17 protein-coding genes and 2 riboswitches are annotated in these 21,050 nt (G+C 61.6%); of the genes, 9 read left to right on the top strand and 8 right to left on the bottom strand.

Features of this window, described 5'->3' with window-relative positions:
* Positions 1 to 2: 2 nt before the first annotated feature.
* From VM94_RS19465 to VM94_RS19450, 5 genes are all read right to left on the bottom strand, one after another.
* Entirely contained in the window at positions 3 to 1,172 is a 1,170-nt protein-coding gene (locus tag VM94_RS19465; RefSeq protein ID WP_046684957.1) for a cell division protein ZipA C-terminal FtsZ-binding domain-containing protein, read from the bottom strand.
* Positions 1,169 to 4,696, bottom strand: a complete 3,528-nt coding sequence (smc, locus tag VM94_RS19460; RefSeq protein WP_082127805.1) for a chromosome segregation protein SMC — start codon at positions 4,694 to 4,696, stop codon at positions 1,169 to 1,171. Before smc ends, VM94_RS19465 begins: the two co-directional genes overlap by 4 nt.
* 59 nt (positions 4,697 to 4,755) lie before the next feature.
* Complete coding sequence (locus VM94_RS28580) at positions 4,756 to 4,899, bottom strand: hypothetical protein (protein WP_160309307.1); 144 nt, start codon at positions 4,897 to 4,899, stop codon at positions 4,756 to 4,758.
* On the bottom strand, positions 4,880 to 5,515 hold the full coding sequence (locus VM94_RS19455) for a phosphatase PAP2 family protein (protein WP_235432962.1): 636 nt from the start codon (positions 5,513 to 5,515) through the stop codon (positions 4,880 to 4,882). Before VM94_RS19455 ends, VM94_RS28580 begins: the two co-directional genes overlap by 20 nt.
* A 147-nt stretch (positions 5,516 to 5,662) precedes the next feature.
* Positions 5,663 to 6,235 (bottom strand): ATP-dependent Clp protease proteolytic subunit, encoded by a 573-nt coding sequence (locus tag VM94_RS19450; protein ID WP_046685528.1) that lies wholly within the window; start codon positions 6,233 to 6,235, stop codon positions 5,663 to 5,665.
* Between the two features lie 169 nt (positions 6,236 to 6,404).
* A riboswitch (glycine riboswitch) is annotated at positions 6,405 to 6,491 on the top strand.
* Positions 6,492 to 6,517: 26 nt separating this feature from the next.
* Positions 6,518 to 6,623, top strand: a riboswitch (glycine riboswitch).
* 74 nt (positions 6,624 to 6,697) lie between these two features.
* Here VM94_RS19450 and gcvT point away from each other — a divergent pair.
* From gcvT to gcvP, 3 genes are all read left to right on the top strand, one after another.
* Positions 6,698 to 7,819 (top strand): glycine cleavage system aminomethyltransferase GcvT, encoded by a 1,122-nt coding sequence (gene gcvT, locus VM94_RS19445; RefSeq protein WP_046684955.1) that lies wholly within the window; start codon positions 6,698 to 6,700, stop codon positions 7,817 to 7,819.
* Positions 7,820 to 7,892: 73 nt separating this feature from the next.
* Positions 7,893 to 8,273 carry a glycine cleavage system protein GcvH gene (gcvH, locus tag VM94_RS19440; protein ID WP_046684954.1) on the top strand — a complete coding sequence of 127 codons (381 nt, stop codon included), beginning with the start codon at positions 7,893 to 7,895 and terminating at the stop codon, positions 8,271 to 8,273.
* Between the two features lie 118 nt (positions 8,274 to 8,391).
* On the top strand, positions 8,392 to 11,292 hold the full coding sequence (gcvP, locus tag VM94_RS19435) for an aminomethyl-transferring glycine dehydrogenase (protein ID WP_046685527.1): 2,901 nt from the start codon (positions 8,392 to 8,394) through the stop codon (positions 11,290 to 11,292).
* 166 nt (positions 11,293 to 11,458) lie between these two features.
* Here gcvP and VM94_RS28575 read toward each other — a convergent pair whose 3' ends face one another.
* Positions 11,459 to 11,617, bottom strand: a complete 159-nt coding sequence (locus VM94_RS28575; RefSeq protein ID WP_160309306.1) for a hypothetical protein — start codon at positions 11,615 to 11,617, stop codon at positions 11,459 to 11,461.
* A gap of 146 nt (positions 11,618 to 11,763) precedes the next feature.
* On the opposite strand from VM94_RS28575, the gene VM94_RS19430 reads away from it, so the two are divergent.
* The 6 genes from VM94_RS19430 (at position 11,764) to VM94_RS19405 (ending at position 19,012) form a co-directional block, all read left to right on the top strand.
* Positions 11,764 to 12,981 carry a Bcr/CflA family efflux MFS transporter gene (locus VM94_RS19430; protein WP_046684953.1) on the top strand — a complete coding sequence of 406 codons (1,218 nt, stop codon included), beginning with the start codon at positions 11,764 to 11,766 and terminating at the stop codon, positions 12,979 to 12,981.
* Between the two features lie 22 nt (positions 12,982 to 13,003).
* Positions 13,004 to 13,615 (top strand): TetR/AcrR family transcriptional regulator, encoded by a 612-nt coding sequence (locus VM94_RS19425; protein WP_082127803.1) that lies wholly within the window; start codon positions 13,004 to 13,006, stop codon positions 13,613 to 13,615.
* A 206-nt stretch (positions 13,616 to 13,821) separates the two neighbouring features.
* Complete coding sequence (locus VM94_RS27850) at positions 13,822 to 14,907, top strand: Shedu immune nuclease family protein (protein WP_035818124.1); 1,086 nt, start codon at positions 13,822 to 13,824, stop codon at positions 14,905 to 14,907.
* A 533-nt stretch (positions 14,908 to 15,440) separates the two neighbouring features.
* Positions 15,441 to 18,125 (top strand): magnesium-translocating P-type ATPase, encoded by a 2,685-nt coding sequence (mgtA, locus tag VM94_RS19415; protein WP_046684952.1) that lies wholly within the window; start codon positions 15,441 to 15,443, stop codon positions 18,123 to 18,125.
* A gap of 36 nt (positions 18,126 to 18,161) precedes the next feature.
* Positions 18,162 to 18,503, top strand: coding sequence for a hypothetical protein (locus tag VM94_RS19410; RefSeq protein WP_046684951.1), 342 nt, complete (start codon positions 18,162 to 18,164; stop codon positions 18,501 to 18,503).
* On the top strand, positions 18,500 to 19,012 hold the full coding sequence (locus VM94_RS19405) for a ribonuclease HI family protein (protein ID WP_052755838.1): 513 nt from the start codon (positions 18,500 to 18,502) through the stop codon (positions 19,010 to 19,012). Before VM94_RS19410 ends, VM94_RS19405 begins: the two co-directional genes overlap by 4 nt.
* Here VM94_RS19405 and VM94_RS19400 read toward each other — a convergent pair.
* A complete protein-coding gene (locus tag VM94_RS19400; RefSeq protein WP_046684950.1) occupies positions 19,009 to 20,646 on the bottom strand; it encodes a methyl-accepting chemotaxis protein in 1,638 nt (545 codons plus the stop codon). The two genes, VM94_RS19405 and VM94_RS19400, sit on opposite strands and share 4 nt — an antisense overlap.
* Before the next feature lie 73 nt (positions 20,647 to 20,719).
* On the bottom strand, positions 20,720 to 21,050 hold a 331-nt coding region (locus VM94_RS19395), incomplete at its 5' end, for a methyl-accepting chemotaxis protein (RefSeq protein ID WP_235432961.1).

Genomic DNA, 21,050 nt, shown 5'->3' with positions numbered 1-21,050 from the left:
CTTCAGCTAAATAAACGCAGGGCGCGGGTAGAACCGGCCGGAATGTCGGCCGCGTCCATTTCCTGGTAAAACTCTTGCACTTGGCCGGCGATCTCGGCCAGCGCCGCATCGGACAGGGCCTGGTTGTAATCGTCGACGATGGTCGCATCGAGGCGCCCCACCAGTGCCTTGGCGCAAGCGACCATGGCGCCGAAACCGTCGCGCGCGGGCGCCACGCAGGGCACGTCCAGCAGCAAGGTCAAACGGGGTGTCGTTTCCTCGGCCAGCGTGACGTTCGTCGACAGCGAGAACAGATAGCCGCCCTCGCCGTCGGGCATGACGAAGCGGCCATCCGGACGCACGTCAAAGCCCTGCTTTTCCAGCGCGAACAGCAAGGTGGAAATGGCCCATGGCGCGCCATTCGTGTGCAGGTTCACGCCCAGCTGGGCATCGTGGCCGGCAACGAAACGGTGCAGATTACGCGCTTCGGCCATCACTTCCATCATGTCGGGCACTTCCGGCTCGGCGCCGATTTCGTCAGCCACACCGCGCAGGCGCGTGACCAGTTCCGAGTATTCGAGTTCATTCAAGGCCGTGCTGCGGCTGGCCAGCTGCACGCCGCCCTGCATCTTGGTGTAGACACCGCCATGCGTGATCGGTTCCCAGTCGCCATTCACGTGCAAGCCGATGAAGTGGACGGGCTTGTTGCCCACCAGGCGCAGGGTTTGCAGCACGGGCAGGATCTTGTCGCCGCGCACGGGCGCGTCCAGCGACAGAGGCAGCAGGCAATCGATGAGCGGGTCGACCAGGCTGGTCGCCTGCTCGCTGGCGGCACTGACTTCCGGCTGCACCGGCGCGACAGGGGCGGCGGCAGGCGCTTCCATGCCGGCACCACCTAACGATGGTTCCGCATGCACGGGCGCGTCGGGCACGGGCGCCGCTGGCGGCGCGCCGAACGATGGTTCGGCCTTGGCGGCGGGTGCGGCATCAAAGCGCGGTTCCTGGCGCAAGACGGGTTCCTGGGCTTCCACCGCAGGTGCATCGCCCTCGCGCATCAGCACGTCGTCATGGTCTGTGGAAAAAGCCCGTTCCACGCTTTTCTTGGCCTTGTATTCCTGCCATTTGTTGTACGAGAAAACGCCGACGATAAAGACGCCGCCGGCGCCGAACAAGGTAATTTGAAGGTCTGTCATGCTGCTTGTGCCTCGGTTGCAAAATTTGCGGCGGACTCCATGTCCACCGCCACGATGCGCGATACGCCCTGCTCCTGCATCGTCACACCGATCAATTGATGGGCCATTTCCATCGCAATCTTGTTATGCGAAATGAAAAGGAATTGGGTCTGGTCGGACATGCGCTTGACCATGCGGCAGAAGCGTTCCGTGTTCGAATCGTCCAGCGGTGCATCGACTTCGTCGAGCAGGCAGAACGGCGCCGGATTCAGGCGGAACATGGAAAACACCAATGCGGTCGCGGTCAGCGCCTTCTCTCCACCCGATAACAGGTGGATGGTGGCATTTTTCTTGCCGGGAGGCTGCGCCATGACTTGTACACCGGAATCGAGAATCTCGTCGCCCGTCATGGTCAGCTTGGCCTGCCCGCCGCCGAACAGGATGGGGAACAGCTCGGAAAAGTGATGGTTGACCTTGTCGAACGTGTCTTGCAGCAAGTCGCGCGTTTCCTTGTCGATCTTGTGGATCGCGTCTTCCAGGGTATTGATCGCTTCCGTCAGGTCGGCATTCTGGGCATCGAGGAAATTCTTGCGCTCGGATGCCTGCGCCAGCTCGTCCAGCGCGGCCAGGTTGACGGCGCCCAGGGCCGTGATGGCGTTGGTCAGGCGCGTCACTTCGCCCTGCAGATACGATGGACGCATGTCCGGGTGCAGCTTTTCGCTCAAGACAGCTTCATCGGCGCCCGATTCCAGCAATTGCTGGGCAAATTGCTCCTGGTTCAGGCGCGCGGCCTGTTCCTTGAGCTGCATTTCCATGATCTTGTCGCGCTGCGGCTGCAAGCTGCGTTCCGATTGCGTGCGCGCATCTTCGGACAGGCGCAGCTGCTGCGTAATCTGATCCAGTTCGTGGCGCGCGTCCGCCAGCGCCCGCTCCTGCGTCGTGCGGCGCTCGAGCAAGTCCTGCAAGCCGTCGGCAGCCGCGCCGCTTTCCAGGTTGGCCAGTTCCAGTTCGCCCGCCTGCAGGCTGGCCGTCACTTGCTGGGCCTGCGTACTGGCCGTGGCGATGTTGCGGCGCAATTCCTCGATCTTCGCGCGGTGGGCTTTTTCCGCGTATTCCGTATCCTTGGCGGCCCGCTCCAGGTCGCGCAAAGCTTCGCGCGCCTCGGCCAGGCGTTGTTCCTTTTGCAGGAAGTCCGTATGGCCGTCTTCGTGCGCTTCCTGCAAGTTGCCCAGTTCCATGTCCAGCTGTTCGAATTTCTCTTCCGATTCAGCCTTGATCTGCTGCTGCTCCGCTTCCTGTGCGGCGATTTCCGCCAAATCGGCGCCGATCTGCGTGCTGCGCTGGTTGAAGCGCGCTTCCACTTCCGACAGTTTCACCACGTCCAGCTGCAAGGTGTGCACAGAGGAAGTGAGCTGCTGTATGCGCAGGCGCAAGTCGGACAGGTTGCGCGTCAAGGTAGCGACGGCAGCGTCGGCCCGCACGGAACGGGCGCGCGCCTCTTCGGCCAGCAATTGCTGCGCGCGCAACTGTTTGCCGATATTCTCGATTTCCTGCTGGCGGCCCAGCATGCCTTCCTGCTCCGAATCGGCCGCATAGAAGCGCACGCTGGTAGCCGTGACCACGTGGCCGGCGCGCGTGACGAAATAGCCACCCGGCGGCAATTTACTACGTTCGGCCAGCGCTTCGGCCGCGTCTTCCACGGCGTAGGCGTTGTACAGCCAATCCTGCAGCAAGCCGCGCAAGCCCGGATCATTGAGTTTGAGCAAGTTCAGGAAAGGCTTCAGGCCCGGCACTTCCGGTTGCGGCAGCGGCGCCACGGTCGACGGCGCATACAGGGCCAATTTGGCTGGTGGCGCATCGGCAAAGAAGGCCTTGGCCCAGTCAATGTTCGACAGTTGCAAGGCCGACGTGCGCTCGCGCAGGATCGATTCCATGGCAGCTTCCCAGCCCGCTTCGATCTGCAGCTTTTGCCATAAACGGGGCAAGGTGTCGAGCTCGTGCTTTTTCAGCCACGGCTGGACCTTGCCCTGGGTTTGTACGCGTTCCTGCAACTGTTTCAAAGCGGAAAGACGCGCTTCCAGCTGGGCGTTGGCGGCCGTCTCGGCATTCACCTGCGCCTGGGCTTCGGCCCGTTCCTGCTCCAGCTTCGGCTGCTGCTCCAGCGCTTCTTCCAGGTAAAAGCCCTGCTCTTCCAGGGTTTGCTGCTTTTCTTCCAGCTGCAGTTTCAGGTTTTCCAGGTGGCTGCTGTCGGGCAGGCTGAGGCTGTTCTTTTCCTGCTGCAGGCGCTCGCGGCGCGTGAGCAAGCTGGCCAGGATGTTCGAAGCGTTGCGCTGGTGCGCCGATTCCAGTTCCAGCTGCTGCTGGGCCTGCATGATCCGCGCCCGCGATTCCGTGCTCTTGTTTTGCGCGGCGCGCCAGGCGGCATCGAGCTCGGGCAATTGCTCGCCCTTCTGCTCGGCCATCATTTGCGACTGTTCCACCTTGGCGGCCAGTTCCTCGAGATGGAATTCCGCCTCTTCGATCTGCTCCTGGTATTCGGCGCCCTGGCTGTTCCACTGGTCGCGCTGGGCCGTCAGGGTGGCCAGCTGCGCCTGCAGGCGGGCGCGCGATTCGATGACGAATTTGATCTGTGCTTCCAGGCTGCCGATTTCCGCATTCGTCTGGTACAGATGGCCTTGCGCCGTATGCAGGCGGTCGCCCACGGCAAAGTGCGCCTGGCGCATCTGCTCAAGGGTCAGTTCCACATTGCGCAGCTTGGCCGTCTGCTCTTCCAGGTCCGTCTGCGCCTGTTCCACTTCGCGGAAATAGCGTGTCTGCTCGTTTTGCGCCTCGTTCTTGCGCAACAGCCACAACAGTTTCTGTTTTTCTTCCTGGTCCGCCTGCAAGGCGTGGAAACGGGTGGCCACGGCCGCCTGTGCTTCCAGCTTTTCCAAATTGGCATTGAGTTCGCGCAAGATGTCTTCCACGCGCAGCAAATTCTCGCGCGTATCCTGCAGGCGGTTTTCCGTTTCGCGGCGGCGTTCCTTGTATTTCGATACGCCGGCAGCTTCCTCGAGGAAGACGCGCAATTCTTCCGGGCGCGATTCGATGATGCGCGAAATCATGCCTTGGCCGATGATGGCGTAGGCGCGCGGACCGAGGCCCGTGCCAAGGAAAATATCCTGGATGTCGCGCCGGCGCACGGGCTGGCCATTGATGTAATAGGTGGACGTGCCGTCGCGCGTCAGGGTGCGCTTGACGGCGATCTCGGCGTACTGGCCCCACTGGCCGGACGCCTTGCCATCGTTATTGTCGAACACCAGTTCCACGGAAGCGCGCCCGGCAGGCTTGCGGTGGGTGGAACCGTTGAAAATGACGTCCTGCATCGATTCGCCGCGCAATTCCGACGCTTTCGATTCGCCCAGCACCCAGCGCACGGCGTCGATGATGTTCGACTTGCCGCAGCCATTCGGCCCGACCACGCCCACGAGCTGGCCTGGCACCTGGAAATTGGTGGGATCGACGAAAGACTTAAATCCCGACAACTTGATGGAAGAGAGACGCACGTGTTTTAGAGTTCCTGGCCTATGCTGGCGGTTATATTATGGGTGAACCCGGTTCATATTCAGTTCAGATGCAGCATCACGATGGCTGCCTGGCCATTCAACGCAAAAAAGTGGTTCATCATACCATTTCCTGATGCTTTTCTGGCCAAAAAACCGTAGCGCCAGGCGCCAGTTGTCAGCAGATCACCGGGCAGGACGGCCATCCTGCGCCAGTTTCCAGTCTGCACGAGAAAAAACGCGCTCATGGCCGGACAGCACCATGGCCAGTTTTTGCAGCCACTGCTCGGTCGGCATGGGTTCGGCCTTGAAGCTGAGCACCACCATCAGCACGAGGCTGGCCAGGGCCAGCGCATGGCTGACGGCGAAATTGACTGCGCCACGGGCATTCCACATGAAGCCCAGCGCCAGCGCCAGGCCCAGCACGCAGCCGCTGACGGCTTCCGACACGCTGTGCGCATGCACGACCACGCGGGAAATGGCCACCAGCACGGCAAAGGCTACGCCGACGAGCACGCCGGCATGGCGCCAGCGCGGTTCGGCCCGCTGTAGCAGCACATACATCAGCACGGGAAACATGGCGCCGGCGCGCATGGCGTGGCCGCTGAAACCAGTGAAGTCGAGAGTGCTGCTTCCCACGCCCCAGCTCATGAACGCCAGCTTCGACAGCACCACGAGGGCCAGGCCGCCGCCGTACCACAGGCTCCAGCTGAGCACCAAACGCCACTGGCGCGACACGAGCAGCCACAGGGCAATCGCCACGCCAGCCGGCCCCATCACGGACATGTCGGCCGCAAAAGAAATCCCATTCCACCAATTCATCGTGCATGCGCTTATTTCATGATCAGCGTGCACTATGCCACGACTCTGCCCTGTTCCGCGCGGCTTTTGCTGTGCTGCAGCGAAGAATTACATTCCATTACAAAATTTCTACGCAAAACCATTCGCTTGGCCAGCGCGGCAGGGGCCTCAGATATTCGTCAGGCGCTTGCCCTTGGGCGGCGCAAAGTCGCGGATCGATTCGATCAGGCCCACGTCCAGCGCCTGGTCGGCCGTCAGGTGCAGGTCGGAATACGCGTGCACCTGCCACTGCTCTTCCGTCAGGTTGACGTGGCCGCGCAGGATGCGTTCCGTGCGCATGTCGTCGGCGCGCAAGCCCTCGACGATGATGCTGAGCGCATCGGGGCGCGAACCGGGTGACGCTGTCGCATGCGACTTGTGCACCATGAAGCGGGCCGTGTCGCTGGCGTGGCGGCGGCGCCCTGCCAGGAACAGGGTGACGGCGATGGACGCCACAGCGCCCGCGTTATAGGTGATGATGTCGAGCGGCAACTTGCTGAGGAAGTTGTACAGACAGATGCCGTCGCTGACATAGCCGCCGTTGGACTGTATCAAGATGTGCGCAGTGGTGAGCTTGTCTTCCGTGATGTCGGCCACGGCGTTGAAGACGCGCCGCACCATATCGCTGTTGACGTCGCCCGAGAGGGTAAAGTAACCGTGCTGCTCGGTGTTGTTTTGCGTCTCGCTTTGTGTAGTGTTCATGGCAGGCACCCGCAAGAAAGCCAGGATTTCATCATAGCGCATTCCCGCGCGGCCGGGCGCCCTTTTGCACCGGGCCAGCGCCCCTCCCAGCCCCGCAAACCGGGGCTTTTGCTGCAATTTGGCAACGTCTTTTCAGATTGACAGAAACACCCTGCTGGCATATATTCCTCCCACTTGATCGGGAGAGGGCAACCCAGCGTTGCCGCCGAAGGGGCACTACCCAAAAACTCTCAGGCAAAAGGACCGATCAGGCGGACTGAAGTTGTTGCTTTGGCGACACTACAGCTCAACTCTGGAGAGCGGCCGCGGCTATTGCCGGCGGCCCACCGAAGGGGCGCACGGGGCAAGCCCCCGTAATCTCTCAGGTACAAAGGACAGGGGGGTCAGTGTTCACGCCGGAAAGCCGTGTTTGGCTCCGTGTGTTCTGTTAACTTCCCCCTTTACCTTCGTCCCGAGGAATCCATGACGCTCAAAGCGACCCCACTCAACAACGCCCACCGTGCCCTCGGCGCCCGCATGGTCGATTTCGGCGGCTGGGACATGCCTGTCAACTACGGCTCGCAAATCGAAGAACACAACGCCGTGCGCGGCGACGCCGGCATGTTCGACGTGTCCCACATGTGCGTGGTCGATATCGAAGGACCGAACGTGCGCGCCTTCCTGCGCGGCTTGCTGGCCAATAACGTCGACAAGCTGCAAGTGTCGGGCAAGGCCCTGTACTCGTGCATGTTGAATCCTGAGGGCACCGTCATCGATGACCTGATCGTCTACTTCTTCAATGAAAACTGGTTCCGCCTCGTCGTCAACGCGGGCACGGCTGAAAAAGACGTGGCCTGGATGCAGCAGCAAAACACCGCCACCAACAGCGGCCTGACGATCACCCAGCGCCGCGACGGCAATGACGCCATGGCCCTGGTAGCCGTGCAAGGCCCGAATGCGCGCGCCAAGGTATGGCAAGTGCTGCCGGAAACGCAAGCCGCGTCCGAAGCCATCAAGCCATTCAACGTCGTCATCGTCAAGGACACGGCGTTTGGCGAAGTCATGCTGGCGCGTACCGGCTACACGGGCGAAGACGGTTTTGAAATCGGCGTGGCCGCGACCCAGGTGGAAGCGCTGTGGAACGCATTGATCGCCGCTGGCGTCAAGCCGGCCGGCCTCGGTGCGCGCGACACCCTGCGCCTGGAAGCGGGCATGAATCTGTACGGCCAGGACATGGACGAAACCGTCAACCCGCTCGACGCGGGCCTGGCGTGGACCATCGACCTGGTCAGCGAGCGCGACTTCATCGGCAAGGCCGCCCTGCTGGCCAAAGGCCAGAACGCGCAATTCGTCGGTCTGATCCTGCGTGAAAAAGGCGGCGTGCTGCGCGCCCACCAGAAAGTCATCATCGCCGGCAGCGACGCCACGGGCGAAATCACGAGCGGCACCTTCAGCCCGACCATGCAGGAAGCGATTGCCCTGGCGCGCGTGCCCAACGGCGTCAACGTGGGCGACACTGTGCACGTGGAAATCCGCGGCAAGCAATTGGCCGCTTCTGTTGTCAAGCTGCCTTTCGTGCGTAACGGTAAAATCCTGGCTGCGTAAGCGTATTTATAGAGCCGCCCGCAAGACCGAACAATCATAATCAATAACGAACACTTACCATCTGGAGCCACACATGAACATTCCTGCAGACCTGAAGTACACCGCTTCCCACGAATGGGTACGCCTGGAAGCCGACGGCACGATCACCGTCGGCATCACCGAATACGCGCAGGATGCACTGGGCGACATCGTCTTCGTCGAACTGCCTGACGTCGGCGCCACCTTCACCGCCGGCGACGACGCCGCCGTGGTGGAATCGGTCAAGGCAGCAAGCGACATCTATGCGCCGCTGTCGGGCGAAGTCGTGGCCATCAACGACGACGTCGTCAACTCGCCTGAATCGATCAACGCCGACGCCTACGCCAACTGGCTGTTCAAGATCAAGCCAGCCGACGTGTCGGCCCTGGACGGCTTGCTCGACGCTGCCGCCTATGGCGCCACCACCAGCGCGTAATCGCGTTTGACTCACGGGCCGCGTTTGCGGCCCGTTTGCATTTAATTTTGTAGCTATGCCCCGGCGCCGCGCCCGCGCGCCGCATCCCGGTTTTTCAGTCTTTTTTGGCCTCTATATCATGACCCGCACCAGCCTGACCCAACTCGAAGCACGCGATGCCTTCATCGCCCGCCACATCGGCCCTTCCGCCACCGAACAGCAAGCCATGCTGGCGACCCTCGGCTATCCATCGCGCGCCGCGCTGATCGACGCCTTGGTGCCTGCCAACATCCGCAACAAGGGCGCCCTGCCCCTGGGCGCGTACTCGCAGCCGATGCCGGAACAGGAAGCGCTGTCGCGCCTGAAAGCCATCGCCGGCAAGAACCAGGTACTGAAATCCCTGATCGGCCAGGGCTACTACAACACGTTCACCCCTGGCGTCGTGCTGCGCAACATCTTTGAAAACCCGGCCTGGTACACGGCGTACACGCCTTACCAGCCAGAGATTTCGCAAGGCCGCCTGGAAGCGATTTTGAACTTCCAGCAAGTGATCACGGACCTGACCGGCATGGGCATCTCGAACGCCTCGATGCTGGACGAAGGCACGGCCGCCGCCGAAGCGATGACCCTGATCCAGCGCGTGGGCAAGTCGAAATCGAACGTGCTGTACGTCGCCAACGACGTGCTGCCGCAAACCCTGGAAGTGGTGCAGACGCGCGCCCAGCCGATCGGCATCGAGGTGCGTACGTTCGACCCGGCTGAAATCGAGTCGCTGGACGCCTGCTTCGGCGTGCTGCTGCAATACCCTGGCGTGAACGGTGTCGTGCGCGACTACCGCGCCGGCGTGGAAAAACTGCATGCGAATGGCGCCATGGTCATCGTCGCGGCCGACCTGCTGGCCCTGACCATGCTCACGCCACCGGGCGAATGGGGCGCCGACGTCGTCGTCGGCAACAGCCAGCGCTTCGGCGTGCCGCTCGGTTTCGGCGGCCCGCACGCAGGGTACCTGTCCACGCGCGATGAATTCAAGCGCAATATGTCGGGCCGCCTGGTGGGCGTGACCGTCGATGCGCAAGGCAACAAGGCCTATCGTCTGGCCCTGCAAACGCGCGAACAGCATATCCGCCGCGAAAAAGCCACCTCGAACATCTGCACGGCGCAAGTGCTGCTGGCCGTGATGGCCTCGATGTACGCCGTCTACCACGGCCCCGCCGGTCTGCTGCAGATCGCCCAGCGCGTGCACCGCTTTACGGGCGTGCTGGCCGCCAACCTGAAGACCCTCGGCTATGGCGTCGTCAACGCGAGCTACTTCGACACCCTGACCATCAACGTGGCCGATGCGGCGCAGCTGCACGCGACGGCCATGCACCACGGCGTCAACCTGCGCAAGATCGACAACACCCACGTCGGCGTGTCGCTCGACGAAACCACCACGCGCGACGATATCGCGCTGCTGTGGAAAGTGTTCGCACACGGCCTGGCCAACGCGCCTGCCGCGCCGGACCTGGACGCCGTTGAAGCAACTGTGACCAGCGCGCTGCCGGCCAACCTGGCGCGCGAAAGCGCCTACCTGACCCACCCCGTCTTCAACAGCTACCATTCGGAACACGAAATGCTGCGCTACCTGCGCAGCCTGGCCGACAAGGACCTGGCGCTGGACCGCACCATGATCCCGCTCGGTTCGTGCACGATGAAGCTGAACGCCACGTCGGAAATGATTCCCGTCACCTGGCCCGAGTTCTCGAACATCCACCCGTTCGCACCGGACGCGCAAACGGTCGGCTACCGCGAAATGATCGCGCAGCTGGAAGAGATGCTGTGCGCACTGACCGGCTACGCGGCCGTCTCGCTGCAGCCGAACGCCGGCTCGCAAGGAGAATACGCGGGTCTGCTGGTGATCAAGGCGTATCACGAATCGCGCGGCGAAGGCCACCGCAACATTTGCCTGATTCCGTCGTCGGCGCACGGCACCAACCCCGCATCGGCCAACATGGTCGGCATGCAGGTCGTCGTCACCAGCTGCGACGCCAACGGCAACGTGGATCTGGCCGACCTGAAAGCGAAAGCGGAAAAGCACAGTGCCAACCTGGCTTGCGTAATGGTCACCTACCCGTCCACCCACGGCGTGTTTGAAGAAGGCATCCAGGAACTGTGCGAAATCATCCACGCGCACGGCGGCCAGGTCTACATCGACGGCGCCAACATGAACGCGCTGGTCGGCGTGGCCGCTCCCGGCTCGTTCGGCGGCGACGTATCGCACCTGAACCTGCACAAGACCTTCTGCATCCCGCACGGCGGTGGCGGACCAGGCGTCGGCCCGATCGGCGTCGGCACCCACCTGGCGAAATTCCTGCCGAACCAGCGTTCGTCGGGCTACCAGCGCGACGCTGCCGGCATTGGCGCCGTCAGCGCCGCGCCATTCGGCTCGGCCAGCATCCTGCCGATTTCGTGGATGTACATCGCCATGATGGGCGCGGAAGGCTTGACGGCTGCCACCGAGACGGCAATCCTGGCGGCGAACTACATCGCGCGCCGCCTGGCACCGCACTACCCCGTGCTGTATTCGGGCCACGACGGCCTGGTCGCGCACGAGTGCATCCTGGACCTGCGCCCGATCACGGACGCCACCGGCATCAGCAACGAAGACGTGGCCAAGCGTTTGATGGACTTCGGTTTCCATGCGCCGACCATGAGCTTCCCCGTGCCGGGCACCTTGATGATCGAGCCGACGGAAAGCGAATCGAAAGTGGAGATCGACCGCTTCATCGACGCCATGATCGCCATCCGCGCGGAAATCGCCAAGGTCGCCAGCGGTGAATTCGACCACGACGACAACCCTTTGAGGAACGCGCCGCACACGGCACAAGTCTTGATGTCGGACAGCTGGGACCGCAAGTACAGCCGTGAGATCGCTGCCTACCCGGTTGCTTCCCTGCGCCAGCGCAAATACTGGCCGCCGGTCGGCCGCGCCGACAACGTGTACGGCGACCGCAACCTGTTCTGCGGCTGCGCACCGATCAGTTCGTACGAAGAAGAGTAAGCGCCACGCGTCCGCTTCGGCGGGCGTGCCAGCGACAGGAAGGCAGGCCACGTGGCCTGCCTTTTTTCATCGTAGGTCGGATTAGCGGAGCGGAATCCGACATCACCATATACGCCAACCATGTTGTCGGATTACGGCCCTTCGGGCCTAATCCGACCTACGCGACCTACAACGCCAGCAAGACCGCGCCCGGCAGCCCCAGCACGGTGCCCAGGACCGTCAGACACACGACATCGCGCCGCTCGCAGCGGGCGCGGTGCGAACTCCAGGCGGCAAACAGCAGCGCGACAGCCACGCCGCTGAGCGAAATTCCCACTTCCGTCATGCCAGCCCTCCCGTCATCGTTTCTTTCTTCATCGTTCCCGTCCTTTTTATTGATTGAACAAGCTACCTACCGGTAGGCAGTAAGTGTACAATAAAAAACACGGCGGCGTCCATGCCCCGTTTTTTTCACGATATGAAGGAAGCGCAATGCAGCAGCAAACCACAATCCCCGCCGCCAGTCTCGGGCTGGCGGCTTCCCTGGCCCTCGTGGCCGTGCTCGGCCCGGCCGGCATCGACATGTACCTGGCCTCGATGCCGGCCATGGCGCGCGAACTGCACACCTCGTATCCGAATGTGCAACTGAGCCTGACCGTTTTCCTGCTGGCCCTGGGTGGCGGACAGCTGCTGTGCGGGCCGCTCACCGACATGCTGGGCCGGCGCCGGCCGCTCCTGGCCGGCATCGCCGTCTACATCGTGGCGGCCGTGTGGGCGTCGCAGGCGGATCAGTTGAGCACCCTGCTGCTGGCGCGCACCTTGCAGGGCCTGGGTGCGGCGCTGACCCTGGTCGTGGTGATGAGCATGGTGCGCGACGTGGCCGACGGGGTCAAAGCGGCGCAGCTGTTTGCCCTCCTGATGACCATCGTTGGCCTGGCGCCCGTGCTGGCGCCGGCCGTGGGCGGCTTGCTCGACGCGCACTACGGCTGGCGCGCCGTGATGCTGGCCCTGGCCGCGCTGGGCGCCTTGACCCTGCTCAACAGCGCGCTGTTCCTGCCGGAAACCTTGCCGCCTGCCCGCCGCGTTTCGCCACGCGGCATGCACCGCACCTATGCGCGCATCGCGCTGGACCGCGCCTTCCTGCTGCCCGCGCTGGCCCTGTCCGCCACTTTCTTTTTCCTGTTCGCGTATATCGGCGGCGCATCGCTCGTGTACCAGCGCGACTTCGGCCTGTCCGCCGGCAGTTTCGGCCTCGTCTTTGGCGCGACGGGCGTGGCCGTGCTGCTGGGGGCCATGGCCAGCGCCCGCCTGGTGGAAAGGCACGGCGTGGCGCGCCTGAGCGTGGCGGGCAGCGTCGCCATGCTGGGCGGCGCGGGACTGGCCATGCTCGGTGCCTGGGCAGGAGCGGGCATCGCGGCCGTCGTGCCGGGCATGTTCGTGGCCCTGTTCGGCCTGGGCATCACGGAAGCGGCACTGATGGCCATGACCATGGGCTCGCAACGCAAAGCGCTCGGCTCCACGGCCGCCCTCCTGGGCGCCATCCAGATGAGCTTGTCGTCCCTGGCCACGCCGCTGGCGGCCAGCCTGTCCGAATGGGGGCCGCTGCCCTGGCTGCTGTTCTTGACCGTGGCCGGCCTGCTGGTATCATGGCTGACCCTGGCCACTGCGCGCATCCATCCGGTCCATGCCAGCAGCCTGGGAGCGCACTGACGCCTCACTCACACTCACCCCAATGATGAAAAAACGCTCGGCCTCGGCCGATAACATCTGCGCCGTCGCCGTCGTGCACTTTTCCGAGCACGGCTACGACGCTTCGTCCCTCAGCGACATCGCCGAACAGGCGGGCATGCGCAAGGCTTCGCTGTATTCGCACTTCGCCGGCAAGGACGCCCTGTTTCTCGACGTGTTTGCCGACGCGCTGGCCGAGGAACAAGCGTTCATGGATGGCTGCTTCGCCGACGAGGCGGCGCTGGCCGCGCCCGGCGGCCAGCTGGCCGGCGCCCTGTATTGCGACCGCATGGCGCAGCGCTACGCGGAGTCGGCCCATCTGCGCTTCTTGCTGCGCACGGCATATTTGCCGCCTGCAACCCTGCGCATCGAAGTCGGCACGGGCTACGAAGCCTTGCTGGCGCAATTGCAGCAGCATTACGTGGCCAGCCTGGGCCGGCTGGCCCCCGCCCTGCCGCAGCAACGCATCGACCTGTATGCGCAAGCCTACCTGGGCATCGTCGACAGCCTGCACGTGGAACTGATCTACGCGGGCGGCGCCGCGCTGCAGCAGCGTCACGCGGCGTTATGGCAAATATTGTCCGATTCGCTGGCGATGGCGCAAACCAAGATATAAGTTGTACGGAGAAAATTTAGTGCAAATAAATTAAATAGACGATGATTTAGAAAACTCCTATCGACTTCCACTTGTCTAAGGTATTTTGTTGCTCTAATGTGCTGGCTATATAGCGACAGGGTGCCAGTTTTTCAGGTAGCGCTAAAAGCATATTGCTTTGCAAGCAGCTCTACCATGACAACACTAACGACAGGACGAGGTTACCTATGAAAATTAGTGATTTTATTCATCGCTACCCTACTGAACTTGGCCTCAGAACAGATGGAATTTGTCGCGTCAGAACTTTTGTCGATGAACAATTAAATCTGTCCGCGCTGCTAACAGACCTTGATGATAAGAATACCGCCGCATCAATAACAAATGCTATCGAGACAGTATGCGGCTCACTCGTCACAAAAGGAATTGTGCCAAATCAATGCCGTTTCGTAGAGCACTATGAAGCCGATAGCTTGGGGAGCGACAAATTTGATTTAGTCACGTTTACTGAGTCTGGAGTCCCAAAGTGGAAGTCCATTACGCGGGCCAACCTTGAGACTCTAATCGCCTGCGACAAAAGAGAACTAGATACGAAAACTCGAGACGAACCACGCCTACTCAATGAAATTGATCGCTTACGAAATGAAATCGATCCTTTTCTTGATTCCCCATGGCTTGAGTCGCCAGCAGTCACTAAAAGACGTAATGACATCGAATCACGCATGATCAGCAAAAAAATGATCGTTGATCTCGTGGCGCGGGGATCAGGTGAACAAGAACTTCAAAGTATCCTTAAGCAAGACCTCTCAATCTTCGCCGAGGTCTACGCGCAACCAAAGGACGAGTACATTTGTTTTTCCGAATTCCCAGTAGCGGAGGGAGCGGTTGATTTTGCCATTTTTTCAGGCCGGTCTCGAATGGACGTCACACTGTTTGAGATAAAGGGAGCAGAGTTCGATTTGGTAAATAAAGGGCACTACGACAAATTCTCCGCCAAAATTGACATTGCTATTGACCAGATCAGGAAACGGTCAAGACATATCATTGATAACATACAGGAATTCAGGGTGCACACTCATCAAACCCGTCAAAGTGTTGAAGATGGAAAGCTACTTCACAACTCTCTGCTGGGACCTGCCGGGTCGCTTGAAGTTGATCCAGATAAGGACATCAACATACGATTTGTCGTCATAGGAGGGAGAACTCGAGACGATCTCGAGGAAAGCAGAAAGCGCCATGATGTGGAGCGAAGTACTCATCCACCTATACGAGTGGAGTCTTGGGACACTTGGCTGAGAAAAATTAGACGAGAGTAAGAGAATACCCTCCGTTTGCGAGGCACGACATAGCCAACGAAACCCCAAACAACAGCGCGCATGCACTTGCGCGCCTCCTTGACATAGTCCAGTGCTACGCCCTGACAATGGCTAAGCAAGTAAATTCAATTACACATTTCGAGTGCATTTCCACCACCAACATTACACTTTGGAAACCTAAGATTTCTTCAGTTGACACCTGGTCAGCCCATCCATAATATGCCCTCATTATTCATTTACGGAGTCCCACGTGGGTACTTGTTCTAGTGACAGTAGCCGATCTTGTATCGGTGATTGCCTCGGCAGCTAAACAGCAAGCAACGCGGAACTCTCTTTCCTCCGTGCCTTGCTGAGCAAGGTGCGGTGTCTCGCGCGGCCAGTCCGGCTGCGCGCCTCCTCCCTCTTTCCGATCGCGACCGGCTACTGACCCGGATTGCCCGCCTGCGTCATGGTTCGCCATGTTGCGTCGGCGGCACGCAAGTCTTGCCTGCGGCTGCGCCGCCCGTCAACACCTCGCCGTGAAAGGAAGAGCCATGAATCTCTTCACCCGCTTATTCGAATCGTTCCTGCGCAAGCGCCATACGGCCGGCCATTTCCGCCGCCGTGCCATGCCGCTGGAAAACAGCACGGCCCGTCCCGTGCCCGACCACCTGGCGCGCCAGCTGCTGGCGGCCGCCCATGAAGACCTCGACAGCGCGCTGAACCGCCTGCACACGCGCCTGGAAGGCTTGCGCGATGCCGAGGCGCAAGTCATCGGCGCGCAAACGGGGCCGAACGAAGTCGAGCATGAAAAGCCGCTGGCCTGGTACCAGCATCTGTGGCTGTGCTACAAGAATCCGTTCAACCTGCTGCTCACCGTGCTGGCCATCGTTTCCTACCTGACGGAAGACCCGAAGGCGACCATCGTCATCGGCACCATGGTGATTCTCTCGACCCTGCTGCGCTTCGTGCAGGAAGGCCGCTCGAACCGGGCCGCCGAGCGCCTGAAAGCCATGGTCAGCAATACGGCCACCGTGCTGCGCAATGGCCAGCAGATCGAACTGCCGATCCGCCAGCTGGTGCAGGGCGACATCATCGTGCTGTCGGCCGGCGACATGATCCCCGCCGATTGCCGTCTGCTTTCAGCAAAGGACCTGTTCGTCAGCCAGGCCGCCATGACGGGCGAATCCTTGCCGGTGGAAAAGATGGCCGAACTGGCCGACAGCAATGGCAAAGATCCGATGGACCTGGCCAATTTGCTGTTCATGGGCACGAACGTGATTTCGGGCGCCGCCACGGCGCTGGTCCTGGCCACGGGCAACCGCACCTATTTCGGCACCATCGCCACGCGAGTGACGGCCACCGAGCGCACGCCGACGGCGTTTGAAGCGGGCGTGAACAGCGTCAGCTGGCTCTTGATCCGCTTCGCCCTCGTGATGGCGCCGCTCGTGTTCCTCATCAATGGCTGGACCAAGGGCGACTGGATGGAAGCGTTCCTGTTTGCCCTATCTGTCGCTGTCGGCCTGACGCCGGAAATGCTGCCCATGATCGTCACCAGCACCCTGGCCAAGGGCGCCGTGAAACTGTCGAAAAAGAAAGTCGTCGTGAAACGCCTGGACGCGATCCAGAACTTCGGCGCCATGGATGTGCTGTGCACGGACAAGACAGGCACCTTGACGCAGGACAAGATCGTGCTTGAGCGTCATACGGACGTCTTCGGCCAGCCATCCGATGAAGTGTTGCAATTTGCCTATTTGAACAGCCACTACCAGACGGGCCTCAAAAACCTGCTCGACCGCGCCGTGCTCGACCATGTGGAATTGCAGACGGAAATGCAGCTGGCACGCGATTACGTGAAAGTCGATGAAATCCCGTTCGATTTCGTGCGCCGCCGCATGTCTGTCGTCGTCTCCGAACGCAACGATCACCATGAACTGATCTGCAAGGGCGCCGTCGAGGAAATCCTCGCCGCCTGCAGCCATCTGCGCCTCGGTGGCGTCAGCATTCCGCTCGATCCTGCGCTGCTGGAAAAGGTGCTGGAAACCACGCATGGCCTCAACGCGGAAGGCTTGCGCGTCGTGGCCGTGGCCGTCAAGGAAGTGCCGCCGCATAAAACCGCGTATGGCGTGGCCGATGAAACGGCGCTGACCCTGATCGGCTACGTGGCCTTCCTCGATCCGCCGAAGGAATCGACGGCGCCCGCCCTGCGCGCACTGGCAGAACACGGCGTCACCGTGAAAGTGTTGACGGGCGACAACCACCTCGTGACGGCGAAGATTTGCCGCGAAGTGGGCCTGGCCGTGCATGGCGTGCTGCAAGGCCCGCAACTGGACGACATGGACGATGCCACCCTGGCCAAGGCAGCCGAAGACAATACCGTGTTTGCCAAGCTCAGCCCGCTGCACAAGGAACGCCTCGTGCGCGCCCTGCGCGGCAATGGCCATATCGTCGGCTTCATGGGCGACGGCATCAACGACGCGCCCGCCCTGCGCGCGGCCGACATCGGCATTTCCGTCGATTCGGCCGTCGATATCGCCAAGGAAGCGGCCGACATCATCTTGCTGGAAAAAAGCCTGATGGTGCTGGAAGAAGGCGTGCTGGAAGGCCGGCGCACCTTCAGCAACATGCTCAAATACATCCGCATGACGGCCAGCTCGAACTTCGGCAATGTGTTTTCCGTGCTGGTGGCCAGCGCCTTCTTACCGTTTTTGCCCATGCTGCCGCTGCACTTGCTGGTGCAAAACCTGCTGTACGACGTGTCGCAGATCGCCATCCCGTTCGACAATGTCGACGCCGAACTGATCCAGCAGCCGCTGAGCTGGAACCCGCGCGACATCGGCCGCTTCATGGTGTTCTTCGGCCCCATCAGCTCGATTTTCGACATCAGCACGTTTATCCTGATGTGGCATGTGTTCGGCGCCAATACGCCCGAGCAGCAGACGCTGTTCCAGTCCGGCTGGTTCGTCGTGGGGCTGCTGACGCAAACCCTGATCGTGCACCTGATCCGCACGCCCAAGCTGCCCTTCATCGACAGCATCGCGTCCGTGCCCCTGCTGGTGGCGACCACCGCCATCATGGCCGTGGGCGTCTTCCTGCCGATGGGCCCGCTGGCGACTTACTTCAAGCTGCAAGCCTTGCCGCTGGGCTATTTCCCCTGGCTGCTGGGCATCCTCGTCTGTTACACGGTGCTGACGACGTTCATGAAACGCGTGTATCTGCGCAAATTCGGCTGGCAATAGTATGATGAGCCGCTCTTTCTCCTCACAAAGGCACGCATGAGCGGCTCCCCCCTTTCCAAACGTAAGCTCGCCCTGCTGTTGTCGGGTCTCGTGTTTCCCGGCAGCGGGCATTTTGTATTGAAACGCAAGGCGCGCGGCTGCCTCTTCCTCGTGCCGGCCCTGATCGCGCTCGTGATCGTATTGCGCCAGATCATGGCACGTTTGGACCAGGTAATGGCACAGATCGACAATGGCGCCCTGCCACTCGACGTGCAGCTGATCGTGGAAAAAGTCGATGCGCTGTCCACCAATGACGGGCCCGCCATGACGGTGGCCGTGGGTGTCCTGGTGGCGTGCTGGATAGCCAGCCTCATCGACACCTTCCTGATCAAGCCATGACGGAAGAAGCAGCGGCGCGAAAACTGCGCAAGGAAGCCAAGATGCAGGCGCGCCGCGCGCAGCTGGCGCTCAGCCGCCAGGACCACGGCGGCCCGCTGGCCTGGCGCGGCTGGTTCGACGGTTCCGCCCATCCGAACCCGGGCAAGCTGGGCATAGGCGCCCTGCTGCTGGGGCCGAATGGCGAACGCATCGAAGTGAGCGAGGCGGCCGGTTATGGCAGCAGCAGCGACGCGGAATATGCGGCCCTGACGGCCGTGCTGCAAGCGGCACTCAAGGTGCGCCCGCCGCCCGTGCAACTGCTGCTGTATGGCGACAGCCAGGTGGTGATCAATGACGTGCTGGGAACGACGCCGGTGGGCGCCAAGGGACTGGAAACGCAAAGAGCCACCGTAGTGGCCCTGCTGGAACAATTCACTGACGTGAGCTTGCGCTGGATTCCTCGCCACAGGAATGGCGAGGCGGACCGGCTGTCGCAGTTGGCGATTACCGGCTGGGTCGAGAAAGATTAAGCAACGCGGCCGATCCGCAATGCCTCTTGCGGCGCCTTGGCTGCCGGGCGCTTGGCCCCCTTCAAACCGCTGACACTGGCCTGCTGCCCATTCAGCTTGAATACGCTCACCACTTGCGCCAGGTTATGCGCCTGGTGCTGCATCGATTCGGCGGCCGCCGCCGACTCTTCCACCAGGGCCGCATTTTGCTGTGTCACGGCATCCATCTGGCCGATGGCACGGTTGATCTCGTCGATGCCCACGCTTTGCTCGCTGCTCGCCGCCGTGATTTCCGTGATGATGTCGCTCACGCGCTGCACGCTGTCGACGATATCGGTCATGGTCGAACCGGCTTGCGCCACCAGCATGCTGCCCGCATTGACTTGCTCGACCGACGCGCCGATCAGGGTCTTGATTTCCTTCGCGGCCGAAGCGGAACGCTGGGCCAGGTTGCGCACTTCGGAGGCCACGACGGCAAAGCCGCGGCCCTGCTCGCCCGCGCGCGCCGCTTCCACGGCCGCGTTCAGGGCGAGGATATTCGTCTGGAAGGCGATGCCATCGATGACACTAATGATGTCGACGATCTTGTTCGACGAGGCGTTGATCGATTCCATCGTGCCCACCACTTGCGCCACGACTTCGCCACCCTTGACGGCCACTTGCGCCGCCGACGCCGCCAACTGGTTCGCCTGGCGCGCATTGTCCGCATTCTGTTTCACGGTGCTGGTCAGTTCTTCCATCGACGACGCCGTTTCTTCCAGAGAACCTGCCTGCTCTTCCGTGCGGGAAGACAGATCCTGGTTGCCGGCGGCAATTTGCGTCGACGAGGTGGCGATGCTGTCCGTGCCCGTACGCACTTCGCTGACGATGTTGAGCAGGCTCGTGTTCATGTCCTTCAACGCTTGCAGCAATTGCCCGGTTTCATCCTTGGCGCTGGCGTCGATCTGCGCCGTCAAGTCGCCATCGGCCACCTTGCGGGCAATGTCCACGGCCGTGCGCAGGGGACGCACGATGCCCATCGTCAACAACCAGGCGCACACCACGCCAAAGCCCAGCGCCAGCACGGCCAGGGTCAGCAGCAGGTTGCGGCTCGTCTTGGCGACCTCGTCGATCTCGCGCGCGGTTTTATCGATGCTGGCGCGCTGGTGCTGCAGCATGTCGTTGACCACTTTCAAGTATTTCGTCGAGCCGGGCACGAAGACGCCCTTGAAAGCTTGCTCCGCTTCCGCCTCCTGCCCATCCGCCTTCAGCTTCGACACTTGCGCGCGCGAATCGAGGTAGACCTTGCGCTGTTCGCTCACGAGGCGGAACAGTTCCTTTTCTTCCGGGCTGGAAATCAAGGCTTCGATTTTCTTTTGCAATTCGCCCGAGACCACCGACGATTGCTTGGCTTCTTCCGCAAAATACGCGCCCAAGGTCGTGTCGCTGCTGCGCGCGATGGCCGTGGTGCGGCGCACGCCGCTGTCGATCTTGGCGTACCAGTCGGAAATATAGCGTTCCTTCGCCAGCGGCAATTCCATCATGGTGCGCGTGGCCATGGCCACGTCATGCAAGCGCCACACGCTGATGCCCGTGATGAGCATGGAAAACAGCAAAATCACGGCAAAACCCAGGCCGAGGCGCACACCAATACTGACGTTTCTTAACAAATTCATGTGAATATCCTAAAAAAGCGGAACCAGACTATATAAAAGGGGTTGCGGCTGCTCGGGGCAGCCGCGGCTGCCATCAGCGTGTGCCGATGCGCAAGGCGGTTTGCGGCGCCGCCGGGCGTTTGGGCGCCAGCTGGCCGTTCAATTTAAAGACGCTGACGACCTGCGCCAGGTTGTGCGCCTGGTGCTGCATCGATTCGGCGGCCGCCGCCGACTCTTCCACCAAGGCGGCATTTTGCTGTGTCACGGCATCCATCTGGCCGATGGCGCGGTTGATCTCGTCGATGCCCACGCTTTGCTCGCTGCTGGCCGCCGTGATTTCCGTGATGATGTCGCTCACGCGCTGCACGCTGTCGACGATGTCGTTCATGGTCGAACCGGCTTGCGCCACCAGCATGCTGCCCGCG

The organism is Janthinobacterium sp. KBS0711 (assembly GCF_000988085.1).
Classification (GTDB): Bacteria; Pseudomonadota; Gammaproteobacteria; order Burkholderiales; family Burkholderiaceae_D; genus Janthinobacterium; species Janthinobacterium lividum_E.
This window is presented reverse-complemented; position numbering and strand designations above follow the sequence as displayed.